Origin of the sequence: Stenotrophomonas terrae, assembly GCF_039674165.1 — a bacterium.
Classification (GTDB): Bacteria; Pseudomonadota; Gammaproteobacteria; order Xanthomonadales; family Xanthomonadaceae; genus Stenotrophomonas; species Stenotrophomonas terrae_A.
Window position 1 is genome coordinate 120,530 of the sequence record NZ_JBDJMY010000006.1, and the last position, 13,405, is coordinate 133,934.

At 64.7% G+C, this 13,405-nt stretch carries 12 protein-coding genes and 1 riboswitch; of the genes, 4 read left to right on the plus strand and 8 right to left on the minus strand.

Going from position 1 to position 13,405, the window contains the following annotated elements:
- Positions 1-3: 3 nt before the first annotated feature.
- On the minus strand, positions 4-1,422 hold the full coding sequence (locus tag ABE493_RS04550; RefSeq protein ID WP_346497713.1) for a tetratricopeptide repeat protein: 1,419 nt from the start codon (positions 1,420-1,422) through the stop codon (positions 4-6).
- Between the two features lie 175 nt (positions 1,423-1,597).
- Between ABE493_RS04550 and ABE493_RS04555 the strand changes: the two genes are divergently transcribed.
- Together ABE493_RS04555 and ABE493_RS04560 are read left to right on the plus strand one after the other, a co-directional pair.
- A complete protein-coding gene (locus ABE493_RS04555; RefSeq protein ID WP_057627004.1) occupies positions 1,598-1,930 on the plus strand; it encodes an SMR family transporter in 333 nt (110 codons plus the stop codon).
- A gap of 536 nt (positions 1,931-2,466) precedes the next feature.
- Positions 2,467-3,087, plus strand: a complete 621-nt coding sequence (locus ABE493_RS04560; RefSeq protein WP_346497715.1) for a nicotinamidase — start codon at positions 2,467-2,469, stop codon at positions 3,085-3,087.
- Here the strand turns inward: ABE493_RS04560 and purU are convergent, their stop codons facing one another.
- Together purU and ABE493_RS04570 are read right to left on the minus strand one after the other, a co-directional pair.
- Complete coding sequence (gene purU, locus ABE493_RS04565; protein ID WP_346497717.1) at positions 3,088-3,939, minus strand: formyltetrahydrofolate deformylase; 852 nt, start codon at positions 3,937-3,939, stop codon at positions 3,088-3,090.
- Positions 3,940-4,031: 92 nt separating this feature from the next.
- Complete coding sequence (locus ABE493_RS04570; protein ID WP_346497718.1) at positions 4,032-4,298, minus strand: DUF2798 domain-containing protein; 267 nt, start codon at positions 4,296-4,298, stop codon at positions 4,032-4,034.
- 141 nt (positions 4,299-4,439) lie between these two features.
- On the opposite strand from ABE493_RS04570, the gene ABE493_RS04575 reads away from it, so the two are divergent.
- Positions 4,440-5,378, plus strand: coding sequence for a LysR family transcriptional regulator (locus ABE493_RS04575; RefSeq protein WP_346497720.1), 939 nt, complete (start codon positions 4,440-4,442; stop codon positions 5,376-5,378).
- A gap of 46 nt (positions 5,379-5,424) precedes the next feature.
- On the opposite strand, the gene ABE493_RS04580 is transcribed toward ABE493_RS04575, so the two are convergent.
- From ABE493_RS04580 to ABE493_RS04600, 5 genes are all read right to left on the minus strand, one after another.
- Entirely contained in the window at positions 5,425-6,534 is a 1,110-nt protein-coding gene (locus ABE493_RS04580; RefSeq protein ID WP_346497722.1) for an NADH:flavin oxidoreductase/NADH oxidase, read from the minus strand.
- A gap of 74 nt (positions 6,535-6,608) precedes the next feature.
- A complete protein-coding gene (locus ABE493_RS04585; protein WP_346497740.1) occupies positions 6,609-7,427 on the minus strand; it encodes an NAD-dependent protein deacetylase in 819 nt (272 codons plus the stop codon).
- A 53-nt stretch (positions 7,428-7,480) separates the two neighbouring features.
- A complete protein-coding gene (locus ABE493_RS04590; protein ID WP_282267570.1) occupies positions 7,481-7,885 on the minus strand; it encodes an acyl-CoA thioesterase in 405 nt (134 codons plus the stop codon).
- A 403-nt stretch (positions 7,886-8,288) separates the two neighbouring features.
- The gene (locus ABE493_RS04595) at positions 8,289-9,308 is read right to left on the minus strand and encodes a ribonucleotide-diphosphate reductase subunit beta (RefSeq protein ID WP_346497725.1); all 1,020 of its coding nucleotides are present in this window, start codon (positions 9,306-9,308) and stop codon (positions 8,289-8,291) included.
- A gap of 148 nt (positions 9,309-9,456) precedes the next feature.
- Positions 9,457-11,766: a ribonucleoside-diphosphate reductase subunit alpha gene (locus ABE493_RS04600; protein WP_346497742.1), complete on the minus strand. Its 2,310-nt coding sequence runs from the start codon at positions 11,764-11,766 to the stop codon at positions 9,457-9,459.
- A gap of 268 nt (positions 11,767-12,034) precedes the next feature.
- Positions 12,035-12,258: riboswitch (cobalamin riboswitch) on the minus strand.
- Between the two features lie 267 nt (positions 12,259-12,525).
- Here ABE493_RS04600 and ABE493_RS04605 point away from each other — a divergent pair.
- On the plus strand, positions 12,526-13,335 hold the full coding sequence (locus tag ABE493_RS04605; protein ID WP_346497727.1) for a DUF2884 family protein: 810 nt from the start codon (positions 12,526-12,528) through the stop codon (positions 13,333-13,335).
- Positions 13,336-13,405: the final 70 nt, after the last annotated feature.

Genomic DNA, 13,405 nt, shown 5'->3' on the forward strand with positions numbered 1-13,405 from the left:
TCCTCAGAACGCTTGAATCAGTGAAAAGCCAGCAAACTTGTTGCTGTACTCGCGCAGCTCATAGTTGGAATGCAGCCGCCGGTAGCCCGCGTACAACTGCAGATCGGTGCTGCTGCGCAGGGGAATGGTCTGCACGGCCTGCAGCACCAGTTCGTCGCCGCGTTGGCGCTGGTCGCGGCTGATGACAGTCATCGGTACATCGTTGACCCGCCGCGCGGTCTGCGCGCTCAGCGCCAGCACCCACGGCTGGCTGCGCTTGCCCAGCAGCGCCGGGTAGCGGTAGTTCACGCCGAGGTTGAAGCGCGGCTCCCAGTAACTGTTGAAGTCCACGCGCGCCTTCCGCCGCTCTACGCCGGGGCTGAGCAGCAGCTGCCAGTCGTCGGCAAGCTGGCGGCTGTAGCTGACACTGGCGCGGTAGCGGTCACCGGAATAGCCCTCGGCGCTGGCCAGCGCTGGCGCCGGTGTATAGCGTTCGTCCCGCCAGTCGATATTGGCAGCGATCAGCGATTCGCGCCCCACCGGCTTGCGGAAGGCAACGGCCAGGCCAGCGGAATGCATGTAGCGCGTGCCATCCAGCCAGGTCTGGCCGAACAGGCCGGCAATCGCGATGCGGCCATCGCGTAGCCCCCAGCGGTTGAGCGAAAAATCCGGCCCCAGCCGCAGTTCCAGCCCATCGCTGCCCAGGTCACCGAGTTCCCGGTAGCGGCTGGATGCCGCCGCCAGCGACACATCCAGCACATCGCCCTGCTTCGACACCGGCTGCCGGTAGCGCAACAAGGCGCCCAACTGCAGGCTGCTGTCACTTGCCGCGCGCGAGTCCGGTGCCAGTTCGAAATCGCGACCATTCAAGCTGATGCTGTCGCGGTCCGGCGCGCCGTTGGCGTTGCTTTCCGCGCGCGCGCCCAGGCTCAGCATGCCGCTGAAACCCCCACGCTGCTTCTGCTCGCCTTCGATGACAGCCATGTAGCCGGCAATGCGGCGACGCACCGTGTCCGGTGTTTCCGGCAACGCCACTACCCGCTCGAACAGTTGCCGCGCACGCGGGTATGCACCCAGGCGGAAGTACAGCGCCGCCAGCTCCAACTGCAGGCGCGGGGTACCCGGACGCAGGATCAACATGCGTTCGTAGGTGGCGATGGCCGCTTCATAGTCACCAACGCGGGTGGACAGCACCGCATAGGCAAAGCCGGCATCCAGATCCGCCGGTTGCTCGAGGATCTTCTGGAACAGCTGCCGCCGCTCCGCTTCAAGTTGCGCCACCTCCGCGCTGGGCACCGCGGCCGGCACGTTGTAGGACCGGTGCTGCGCCAGCGCCGTCGCCGCCGGAAAAAAACACAGCACCGCCGCCAGGACAGCAAGGCGCGCGCGTCCCCGCCGCGCGTCCTGCACATGCCCACCCGGACGACGGTACTGCCCCCCCATGCTCCTAGATTCCACAGCGGCCTCCTGCATCGCGGTCCCGGCTGACGGCCGACAGCCCAAGCGCAACGTACGCGGAGTCTATCCACGCACCGTAAGACGCCCGCCCAGTCGCATCACCCAGGCACAAGACCGTCCCCGCTAGAATCCATGCCCCGTCTGCCCCCGAGTCTGCTCAATGAACGCCTATGCACTGCTGGCCTGCGCCATCGCCCTGGAAGTGGCTGCCACCTCGCTGCTCAAGGCCTCCGATGGCATGAGCCGGCTGTGGCCAACCGTCGGTGCACTGCTGGGTTACAGCGTGTGTTTCTGGTTGCTGGCGTTGGTGATGAAAACCATCCCGACCGGGATCGCCTATGCGATCTGGTCCGGCGTGGGCATCGTGTTGATCTCGCTGATCGGCCTGTTCGTGTTCAAGCAGAAGCTCGACCTGGCCGCCGTGGTCGGCATCGGCCTGATCTGCGCCGGGGTGCTGGTGATCAACCTGTTCTCGCGCTCATCGGCGCATTGATCCGCGTTCGCTTCCTTCCTTTCGCGGTGCGAAGGGGGGAAGAAGGCCTGCTTGCGCGCGACTGGCGCGGCCTGATGAACGACCGAAGGCTTTGGCTTCGAGCCGGGCGGGTTGGGGAGGCTTTTGGCGCTGCCTGCTTCGCGGCTTACGCCGCTCCTACAGACATTGTTGGGAACGCCCCTGCCGAGCATGGCTCGGCACTACAGCTTTCGCCCCCTCCCTTTGGCCGAAGGCCAAGGGGAGGGTTGGGGAGGGGTGCTTTTGGCTCCGCCGGCTTCGCGGCTTACGCCGCTCCTACAGACATTGTTGGGAACGCCCCTGCCGAGCATGGCTCGGCACTACAGCTTTCGCCCCCTCCCTTTCGCGTAGCGAAGGGGAGGGTTGGGGAGGGGTGCTTTGGGCTCCACCTGCTTCGCGGCTTACGCCGCTCCCACAAATAGTGCGGGGAATGCTCCCATGCCGAGCATGGCTCGGCACTACCTTGCTTTTGTTGCCGCTGCCGTAAACTGTGCGTCCCCCGCGTCAGGAAGTTGCCGATGTACGGAACAGACGTTGCGCTGCTGGTCATCGACCTGCAACCGGATTTCATGCCCGGCGGCGCCCTGCCCTGCCAGCACAGCGATGCGATCGTGCCCGCCATCGCCGCGCTGCTGGACGCACGCCACTACGCAACCGTGGTGGCTACCCAGGATTGGCACCCGGCCGATCACGCCTCGTTCGCCAGCCAGCATGCCGGCCGCAAGCCGTTCGACAGCATTGAACTGCATGGCCAGGCGCAGACGCTGTGGCCTGACCACTGCGTGCAGGGCAGCGCCGGTGCCCGCCTGGACGCGCGCGTGGACTGGAAGCATGCCGACCTGATCCTGCGCAAAGGCACGCAGCGCGACGTGGATTCGTATAGCGCGTTCCGCGAGAACATCGGCCCACAGGCCACGCGCGCGCCCACCGGGCTGGCCGGCTGGCTGCATGAACGCGGCATCCGCGAAGTGCATGTCTGCGGCCTCGCACGCGACTACTGCGTGCTGTGGAGCGCGCAGGACGCCGCCATCAGCGGCTTTGCGGTGCGCTTCCTGTGGGATCTGACCCGCCCGGTAAGCGCGGACAATGATGCCGTCACCCGCATTGCCCTGGGCGAATGCGGGATCCAGCTGGGCTGATCAGCGGAATACCACCGTGCGGTGGCCGTTGAGCAGGATGCGGTGCTCCACATGCCGGCGCACCGCGCGCGCCAACACCTGCGATTCGGTATCACTGCCCAGCTGCACCAGGTCACGCGGCGTCATGGCGTGGTCCACGCGCGCCACGTCCTGCTCGATGATCGGGCCTTCGTCCAGGTCGGAGGTCACGTAATGCGCGGTGGCGCCGATGATCTTTACCCCGCGCGCATGCGCCTGGTGATACGGCTGCGCGCCCTTGAAGCTGGGCAGGAAGCTGTGATGGATATTGATGGCGCGGCCAGACAGCGCCTGGCATAGCCGTGGCGACAGGATCTGCATGTAGCGTGCCAGCACCACCAGATCGATGCGCTCACGCTCGACCAGGTCGATGATCTGCTGTTCCTGCTGCTCGCGGTTGTCGGCATCCACCGGCAGGTGATGGAAGGGCACGCCATAGGAACCCGAGAGGGCGGCAAAGTCGTTGTGGTTGGAGGCTACCGCGGCGATATCCACCTTCAACTGTCGGCTATGGGTGCGGAACAACAGGTCGTTGAGGCAATGGCCCTGCTTGCTGACCAGCACCAGCAGGCGCGCGCGGCGGCGTGCATCATGCAGCTGCCATTCCATCGCGAACGATGCACCCAGCTCCTGCAGCCGCGCGCGTACCAGCGGCTCATCACCGGCCTTGCGCATGTCGAAGTGCACACGCAGGAAAAAACGACCGCTTTCATCATCGCCGAACTGCTGGGCGTCGAGGATGTTGCAGCCCGCCTCGAACAGCAGGCCGGACACGCCGTAGACGATACCGGTACGGTCCGGGCAGGAAAGGGTGAGGATGAAATCAGGACGCATGGTCAGCGACATCTAACAGGCGGGTCGTGGAAAGTAACCGTTCCGGTCATTCCCCGCCAAAGACAGTTGCAGCTGACACCGTTGCCTGCGGCTCAGTGCGGGTGCACGGTCAACGCCACCAGCCGCATCACCAGCGGGCGTACCAGCAGCACGCAGAAGAAGGCGATGGGCATCGCCAGGCTGTAGGAAGACAACACCCGCCGCACGAACTGGCCATCGATATTGGAATTGGCGGCGGTGATCACGATGCACATCAGCATGGCCATGATCGAGGACATGAAGAACGCGAACACATAGGGGGTGGCGCGGGCATGCAGTTTCCTGCGTCCAACCGCAGCTGGGCGGGATGATTCGATCATTCGGCGGCCTCCATTCATCGACGCAATCAGGCGATTGCAGGGGCGGCATCATAGGCAGCGGCCCGCCGCTCGGCTAGGCTGGGCAGGCTTGGCGCTTTATAAAGAATTTCTTTGTAATCAACCCTGAAAATGCCGGCCAGCATGAATACTCTCCAGTCCATTCGCAGCTTCATCCGCACCGCGGACGCTGGCAGCCTGGCCGGCGCTGCCCGCACCCTGGGCATCAGCGCCGCCGCCGTGGGCCAGAACATCGCCCGCCTGGAAGCCCATCTGGGCGTGCGCCTGTTCAACCGCACCACCCGCCAGCTGGCACTGACCGAACGCGGCGCGCTGTACCTGTCGCAGGTACGTCATATCGAACGCGACCTGCAGCGGGCGCACGCGGCGGTGACCGACCCCGACGCACAGCCCACCGGCCGCCTGCGCATCGCCAGCACCGCCGCCTTCGGCCGGCATGTGCTTGCCCCCCTGCTGCCCGGCCTGCAGCAGCGCTATCCACGGCTGGAACTGGAACTGCTGCTGGCCGACCGCAGCGTCGACCATGCCCACGAAAACGTGGATGTCAGCATCCGTATCGAACCGCAGCTGGAGGAAGGGCTGGTGGCCCGGCCACTGGCCCAGGTGCCGCTGCTGTTCTGTGCCGCGCCGGCCTACCTGGCCAATGCCGGCACCCCGCAGGCACCGGAAGACCTGCACGAGCACCGCTGCCTGCTGTTCCGCTATCCCACCAATGGCCGCTATCTGCCTTGGCGCTTCGTCCGCGACGGCCTTCGCTTCGACGCCGACGTCCGCCCGGCCATGGTCAGCGACGATGCCGATGCCTTGGCGGCCATGGCCGCCAGCGGCGGCGGCATCACCCGCCTGACCGCCTTCGTCGCCGCACCGTATATCGCGCGTGGCGAGCTGCAGGCCTTGTTCCAGAGCGAGGTGGCCGGCGATGCACACGCCTCGCCCGAGCCGATGCACCTGTTCCTGTGCGTCAGCGACCGCCGTGACCTGACCCCGAAAGTACGCGCACTGCTGCAGCACATCGTTGCGGCGTTGCCGCCGGCCTGGCGCGCCGACAGCGAACACGCCTGAGCGCCAGCAGCAGCACGCCCGCCGACGCTCGCTACGGCATTCCCGCTCAGCCCTGCCCTGCCGGTTTGAACAGGCCACGCAGCTCGTGTGGCTCGCAGCGCAGGTACTGCGGCGACGCGCTCACCTGTGCACCCAGCGCGGCGGCTGCATGCCATGGCCAACGCGGGTCGTACAGGATGCCGCGGGCAAGGCCGATCGCATCGGCCTGGGCTTCGACGAGGATGGCTTCGGCATGCGCTGGCTCGGTGATCAAGCCCACCGCGATTACCGGCGTGCTGATCGCAGCCTTGATCGCTGCGGCCTGCGGCACCTGGTAGCCGGGGCCGAGCGGAATCTGCTGGCGCGGGTCCAATCCACCGCTGGAAACATGCAGGAAATGATTGCCGCGCGCCTCCAGCACCTTGGCCAGTTCAATGCTCTGCGCAACATCCCAACCGCCCTCCACCCAATCGGTGGCGGAGATGCGCACGCCCAGGGCAACGTCAGCGGGCAATACCGCACGTACCGCATCGAATACCCGCAGCAGCAGCCGCATGCGATTTTCCAGCGCGCCGCCATAGGCGTCATCGCGCTGGTTGCTCAGCGGCGACAGAAACTGATGCAGCAGGTAGCCATGCGCCGCATGCAGCTCGATCAACTGCAATCCCAGGCGCACAGCGCGCTGGGCGGCGGCGACAAAGTCCTCGACCACCGCATCGATACCCGCGATATCCAGTGCCTCCGGCGTGGGATCACCGGCCTTGAACGGCAGCGGCGACGGCGCCAGCACCTGCCAGCCATGCGCCTGTTCCGGCGCGATGGCACCGCCTCCTTCCCATGGGCGGGCAGTGGATGCCTTGCGTCCGGCATGCGCAAGCTGCACGCCGATCGGCATCGGCGACCAGCGCCGTACCGCTGCCAGCACCTTGCCCAGCGCGGCTTCGTTGGCGTCGTCCCACAGACCGAGATCGGCCCAGCTGATGCGTGCGCGTGGCGACACCGCAGTCGCCTCGATGATCAGCAGGCCGGCGCCGGACTGCGCCAGCTGGCCCAGATGGATGGTGTGCCAATCGGTGGCATCGCCCTCATCGGCCGAGTACTGGCACATCGGTGCGATGACGATACGGTTCGACAGGGCAAGCGGGCCTAGCGACAACGGTGAAAAAAGCTGACTCACGCGGGGTATTCCATCAACCGGGGAAGGCGCCCATTGCACGCTGCCGCAGCCGCCGATTCAACCGGTGTGATGGATCACTGCGTCTTGGCACCATCAAGCAGGAACGCCAACGCCTGCGCGCAGGGCATCTGCACCTTCAGCGACAGCAAGGCATCGGCGCGGGTGCGGCCCAGATTGACCGCGGCTATCGGCAGGCCGGCCTTGGCGGCAGCATCGACGAAGCGGAAACCCGAATACACCATCAGCGAGGAGCCCACCACCAACACCGCGTCCGAGCGCTGCAGGTGCTCATGCACGGCTGCCACACGGTCGCGCGGCACGTTCTCACCGAAGAACACCACATCCGGCTTGAGCACACCGCCGCAGGCCTCGCAGGCGGGCACGTTGAAACTGGAAAAATCAGCTTCCAGGTCCGCATCACCGTCCGGTGCGATGCCGGCCTGCAAGGTCTCCCAGCCCGGGTTGGCGTCCAGCAGCCGATGTTGCAGCAATGCGCGTGACGAGCGGGCTTCGCAGCCCATGCAGCGCACTTGGTCGAGGCGGCCGTGCAGATCGATCACGGTATGGCTACCGGCCTGCTGATGCAGGCAGTCCACGTTCTGGGTCAGCAACAATTCGATACGGCCATCGGCCTCCAACGCCGCCAGCGCATGGTGGGTGGCATTGGGCCGCGCCTGACCGAAGCGCGGCCAGCCCAGCAGGCTGCGCGCCCAGTAACGCTGGCGGGTTGCCTGCTCGCCCATGAAGGCCTGGTAGGTCACCGGCGGCGTGCGCTTCCATTGGCCGTCGTTGTCGCGGTAATCGGGAATGCCGGAGTCGGTGCTGCAACCGGCGCCAGTGACCACGAACAGGCGCCGATGACCGGCGATGAATTCCGGCAGCTCGGTGATCACTGCAGGTGACAAACGCCCGGCCTGTACCGAAGAAGTGCTCATCGCCGTGCGGCTCAGGCCTGCGTCGGCAGCGTCGGTACGGTGGTCGGATGCCCTTCGCCATCGAGCGCGATCATCACGAACGTACCCTTGGTGCAGAGCGCGCGTTCGCCGTTGTGCAGGTCTTCGGCAATCAGTTCGACTTCAACATGCATCGAGCTGCGGCCAACCTTGACCACCCGGCCGATGGTTTCCACCATCTGCCCGATGCGGATTGGCAGCTTGAAATCGACCTGGTCCGAGCGCGCGGTGACCACGGTGCAACGCGAATAACGGGCAGCGGCAAGGAAGGCCGCCTTGTCCATCCACGCCAGCGCCTGGCCGCCGAACAGCGTGCCCATATGGTTGGTGTGGTTGGGAAATACGATTTCCGCCATGCGGACTTCGACCGGCGGATTGGTTTCGACGATAGGGGTCATGGGGGTATCACCTGTAAGTTGGCGCCGATGATACGCCCGCAAAGCTGTGCAGCTGGTGAGCGCTCTGCGTCCCTTGCAGCCGGTTTTGTAGGAGCGGCGTAAGCCGCGAAGCTGACAAAGCCTCAGAAGCCTGAAAGCACCCCTCCCCAACCCTCCCCTGCGCTTCGCGCAAGGGAGGGAGACACGCGCTCCCTTCACCTTCGATGAAAGGGAGGGAGACAAGCGCAGCCGCTCTGCCCCCTCCCTTCGGCGCAGCCGAGGGGAGGGCTGGGGAGGGGTGCCTTTGCTGTTGCTGTTGCTGCTGCCTGAGGGTCCTGCAAAAACGGCGATCACACTCTACGTATAGAGCCCAAAGCACCCCTCCCCAACCCTCCCCTGCGCTTCGCGCAAGGGAGGGAGAAAATCAGAACGCCATATCGAACGCCACTTCACCCTGCACGCCAACCTGATAGGCAGACGCACGGCGTTCGAAGAAGTTGGTCAGCTCCTGCACGTCCTGCAATTCCATGAACGGCAGCGGGTTGCGCACGTTGTACTTCTTGGCCATGCCCAGCTTCAGGAAATGGTTGTCGGCACAATGCTGCAGGTACTGGCGCATGTCGCGGGTGGAGATGCCAGCCACGCCGCCGGACAGCACGTCCTCGGCGAACTGCACTTCACAGTCGATGGCCTCCTCCAGCATCTGGTAGACCTCCTGCTCCATCTTGGCGTCGAAAAGGTCGGGCTCTTCGGCGCGGATCTTGCGCACGCACTCGAACGCGAACTCCATGTGGCAGCTCTCGTCGCGGAACACCCAGTTGGTGCCCGACGCCAGGCCCGGCAGCAGGCCGCGCGAACGGAAGTAGTACACGTAAGCGAAGGCGGCAAAGAAGAACAGGCCTTCGATGCAGGCCGCAAAGCAGATCTGGTTGAGCAGGAACTGGCGGCGGTCCTCACGGGTTTCCAGGCGCTTGGTTTCCTGCAGCGAGTCGATCCACTTGAAGCAGAAACCGGCCTTCTTTTTGATCGAGTCGATGTTTTCCACTGCCGCGAAAGCCTTGAAGCGTTCTTCCGGATCCGGCAGGTAGTTGTCCAGCAGGGTCAGGTAGAACTGCACGTGCAGCGCTTCTTCATACAGCTGGCGCGACAGGTACATGCGCGCTTCGGGCGCGTTGAGGTGCTGGTACAGATTCAGCACCAGATTGTTCGACACGATCGAATCGCCGGTAGCGAAGAACGCGACCAGACGGTGGATCAGATGCTGGTCGGCCGGCGACATCTTCTGGTGCAGGTCGGTGATGTCGATCTGGAAATTGATCTCCTCCACCGTCCAGCTGTTCTTGATCGCGTTGCGGTACATCTCGTAGAAGTCCGGGTAACGCATCGGACGCAGGGTCAGCTCGAAGCCGGGATCGAGCAGCATTTGACGGGGGGACTCGGACATTTTGGATCTCCATTCCCTTCTCCCTGCGGGAGAAGGTGGCGCGCAGCGCCGGATGAGGGTTGGTTCCTGGGGATCGGCGCTACGTGCTTCTAGGAGCGCCCTCACCCCAACCCCTCTCCCGCGGGCGGGAGAGGGGCTTATGCAGTGCTTACTGGCAGGCCTCGCAGGCTTCCGGGTTTTCCAGCGAGCAGGCCACGGCTTCTACTGGCGTATACGCGCTGACCGTGGTCTTGGCGATCTTGGTGGCCGGGCGCGAGCGCAGGTAATACGTGGTCTTGATGCCCTTCTTCCATGCGTACATGTACATGGACGACATCGCGCCGATGTTCGGGCTTTCCATGAACAGGTTGAGCGAGGCCGACTGGTCAATGAAGGCGCCGCGGTCGGCGGCCATGTCGATCAGCGAACGCATCGGCAGTTCCCACGCGGTGCGGTAGATATGACGCAGGGTTTCCGGGATCTGCGGCAGGCCCTGGATCGAGCCATCAGCCAGCTTGATCGCATCACGCATCTCCGCCGTCCACATGCCCAGCTGCTTCAGCTCGGTCACCAGGTGACGGTTGATCTGCAGGAAGTCGCCGGACAGCGTCTCGCGTTTGAACAGGTTGGACACCTGCGGTTCCACGCACTCGTAGCAACCGGCAATCGAGGCGATGGTGGCGGTTGGCGCGATTGCGATCATCAGCGAGTTGCGCAGGCCGTGCTGCTTGATGCGCTCACGCAGTGCGTCCCAGCGCTCGACATCGGCCGGCACCACGTTCCAGGCGTCGAACTGCAGTTCGCCATGGGCAGCGCGGGTGTCGTTGAACGAGGGATGCTTGCCGCGCTCCTGGGCCAGTTCGCAGGACACTTCCAGCGCGTGGAAATAGATGGCTTCGGCAATCTTGGCCGACAGCGCGCGCGCTTCGTCCGAGTCAAACGCCATGCGCTTGCGGAAGAACACGTCCTGCAGGCCCATGCAGCCCAGGCCGACCGGGCGCCAGCGCAGGTTGCCACGGCGTGCGGTTTCGATCGGGTAGAAGTTCAGGTCGATGACGCGGTCGAGCTGGCGCACGGCCAGCCGCACGGTCTCGGCCAGCTTCTCGAAATCGAAGTCGCCATGCGCGTCGATGTGGTTGCCCAGGTTGATCGAGCCCAGGTTGCAGACCGCGGTTTCATCGTTGGAGGTGATCTCCAGGATCTCGGTGCACAGGTTGGACAGGTGGATCACGTTGCCGGCGCGCAGGGTCTGGTTGCTGGCCAGGTTGCACTTGTCCTTGAACGTCATCCAGCCGTTGCCGGTCTCGGCCAGGGTGCGCATCATCCGCGAATACAGCTTGCGGGCCGACACGCTCTTGCGCGCCTTGCCCTGGGTTTCGGCCTGCACATAAGCCTGCTCGAAGGCCGGGCCGTACAGGTCGGTCAGCTCCGGCACCACGCGCGGATCGAACAGCGACCATTCCTGGTCGGCTTCCACGCGCTGCATGAACAGATCCGGCACCCAGTTGGCCAGATTGAGGTTATGGGTGCGGCGTGAATCATCACCGGCGTTGTCGCGCAGTTCGAGGAAGTCCTCGATGTCGGCGTGCCAGGTTTCCAGATACACGCAGGCTGCACCCTTGCGCTTGCCGCCCTGGTTGACCGCAGCCACCGAGGAATCCAGCGTCTTCAGCCACGGCACGATGCCGTTGGAGTGGCCGTTGGTGGACTTGATCAGCGAGCCGCGCGAACGCACGCGGGTATAGCTGACGCCGATGCCGCCGCTGAACTTGGACAGCTGCGCGATATCGGCATAGCGGTCGTAGATGGACTCCAGCGAATCCTGCGGCGAATCCAGCAGGAAGCACGAGGACAGCTGCTCGTGGCTGGTGCCGGCATTGAACAGGGTCGGGCTGGACGGCAGATAGTCCAGGCTGCCCAGGCGCTGGTACAGCGCGAGTGCTTCGGGCACGTCCTCGCTCAGCGCACTGGCGATGCGCAGGAAGAACTGCTGCGGCGTTTCGATGACCTTGCGCGAATGCGGATGACGCAGCAGGTAGCGGTCATACATGGTGCGCAGGCCGAAGTAATCGAAGTTCAGGTCGTAGGCCGGATCGATCGCATCGTTGAGCTTGCGTGCGTTGACCTGCACGAAGTTGAGCAGGCGGTCGTTGATCAGGCCCACTTCGTGGCCACGGCCAACCGACTGCGAGAACGCGTGGATTTCCTGGCCGGAGACTTCCTTGCCGATGAAGTTGGCCAGCAGGCGTGCAGCCAGGCGGCCGTATTCGGGCTCTTCGCCGATCAGCAGCGCAGCGGTACGGATCGACAGCTCATCCAGTTCCTGGGTGCTGGCGCCGTTGTACAGGCCGGAGATGGTGCGCGTGGCAACCCGCATCGGGTCAACCGCATGCAGGCCTTCGCAGCAGCGCTGGATGGCGCGGACAATCTTGTTGAGGTCTACCGGCTCGGTGCTGCCATTGCGCTTGGTCACGCTCATGGCGGTGGCGGTCGGCGGCGGGGTCAGTTCAAAACCGGCTTCAGCCGGAGCGACGTCAGTAAGAGAGGTAGTCACGACGATGGTGTCCTTGAGCGTTATGCACGCAGCTCCTGCCCGCGCAGGAAGCAGAGCCGGTACGGAGGCGCGAGCATGGAAGGACGGCGTCGCAGCAGCCGCGACAGCCCACGACCCGACGGTCGCAGCAGCCACGGCACCACGTCACCAGCCGTCTTCCCCTCGAAGACACCGCAGCCGGCACCACGCGGTGTGCATCGCGTGGCTGTCGGCAGGTCTTCGGACTCATGGGCGCGAAGACCAAGGCCTTCTTCCTACTCCGCCGCTTCCCAAGGCCGTTTGCCTCAGTGCTGTGTGGCGGGGTCGTTCCCAATTACCGCTGCGGGGCAGTGCTGGAATGGCCTTAACGGCGTCACCTGCTTCCCTTTCAATCCAACGAGGCATGCCCCGTTGGAACCGACGAGGCACAAGATAGTGGGGGTATATGACGGGGTCAACACCAAATCTAGTAAATATTCGCCAAGCCTTGCGGCACAAGGGCTGGCTGTCGCGGGCCACCGAACGGTGCGGGCAAACCGCCCGAACTGACTGCGCAGTCAAGCCTTTTGCGGTATTTTTTTGCACGCGCTGCGCCTGCCTGAACAACGTAAATTCCGCATGAAATCCGCCAACGTGACTTCCGGCCGACGCCGCCGCTGGCGTAAGCAGCCAAGCTGCACCCACCCCCGGCAGGAGAGTCACACCATGCGCCTGTTGCCCATCGCCAGCTCGCTGGCCCTGCTGCTGCCACTGGCGGCCCACGCCGGTACGGTCAAAGCACCAACGTTGTCCGCCGACCAGTGCGGCGTGGCTACCGACTACAACGTGCTGGTGGACGGTGGCGGCATCTGGCTGCGTCGCGATGCCCTGCCGATGCGCGAGATCGTCTTCCACGATGGCCAGCTGAGCATCGACAACCGCATGCAGACGGTATCGGCTGCCGATGCACAACGCCTGCGCGCGTTGGAGAACGGGGTGCGCCAGTTGATGCCGGCGGTGACAGGCATCGCCAACGAATCGGTGGGCATCACCTTCGACACGCTGGATGCGGTCTACGAGGCACTGACCGGCGATGCCAACTCGCGCAAGGTACGCAAGCTGCGCAGGGAAGCCGAGCGCTTCGTCGATACCACCATTGGCCGTGGCCGCTGGGAGCAGGACCTGTTCGACGATGGCTTTGAAACAAGGGTCGAGGCGGCCGCCGAGAGCCTGAGCGGCTCCATTGCCCGCAGCGTGCTGTGGACGGTATTCACCGGCGGCGAAGACAAACTGGACAAGCGCACTGAAAAGCTCGATGCCGAACTGGAGCAGCGGCTGCAGGGCCGCACCCGTGCACTGGAACAGCATGCCTTGTCGCTGTGCGCGCAGGTGCAGGCGCTGGACCGGCTGCAATCGGCATTGGAGTTCCGCCTAGATGGCCAGGCACTGCAGATGATGCGCGTGAGCGGTGATGCTGCGACGATGGCAGTGCGCGAGGACAGCCCGGATAACAGCATTGCGTCGCCAGCGAGGTAAAGCCCGCCTTTGGTAGTGCCGAGCCATGCTCGGCAGGGGCATTCCCGGGAAGGCTCCTGCCGAGCATGGC

Excerpts from the sequence above, each read along its gene's own strand:
- ABE493_RS04550 (WP_346497713.1), bottom strand. The coding sequence starts at position 1,422 with ATGGGGGGGCAGTACCGTCGTCCGGGTGGGCATGTGCAGGACGCGCGG.
- ABE493_RS04555 (WP_057627004.1), top strand. The coding sequence starts at position 1,598 with ATGAACGCCTATGCACTGCTGGCCTGCGCCATCGCCCTGGAAGTGGCT.
- ABE493_RS04560 (WP_346497715.1), top strand. The coding sequence starts at position 2,467 with ATGTACGGAACAGACGTTGCGCTGCTGGTCATCGACCTGCAACCGGAT.
- purU (WP_346497717.1), bottom strand. The coding sequence starts at position 3,939 with ATGCGTCCTGATTTCATCCTCACCCTTTCCTGCCCGGACCGTACCGGT.
- ABE493_RS04570 (WP_346497718.1), bottom strand. The coding sequence starts at position 4,298 with ATGATCGAATCATCCCGCCCAGCTGCGGTTGGACGCAGGAAACTGCAT.
- ABE493_RS04575 (WP_346497720.1), top strand. The coding sequence starts at position 4,440 with ATGAATACTCTCCAGTCCATTCGCAGCTTCATCCGCACCGCGGACGCT.
- ABE493_RS04590 (WP_282267570.1), bottom strand. The coding sequence starts at position 7,885 with ATGACCCCTATCGTCGAAACCAATCCGCCGGTCGAAGTCCGCATGGCG.
- ABE493_RS04595 (WP_346497725.1), bottom strand. The coding sequence starts at position 9,308 with ATGTCCGAGTCCCCCCGTCAAATGCTGCTCGATCCCGGCTTCGAGCTG.
- ABE493_RS04600 (WP_346497742.1), bottom strand. The coding sequence starts at position 11,766 with ATGAGCGTGACCAAGCGCAATGGCAGCACCGAGCCGGTAGACCTCAAC.
- ABE493_RS04605 (WP_346497727.1), top strand. The coding sequence starts at position 12,526 with ATGCGCCTGTTGCCCATCGCCAGCTCGCTGGCCCTGCTGCTGCCACTG.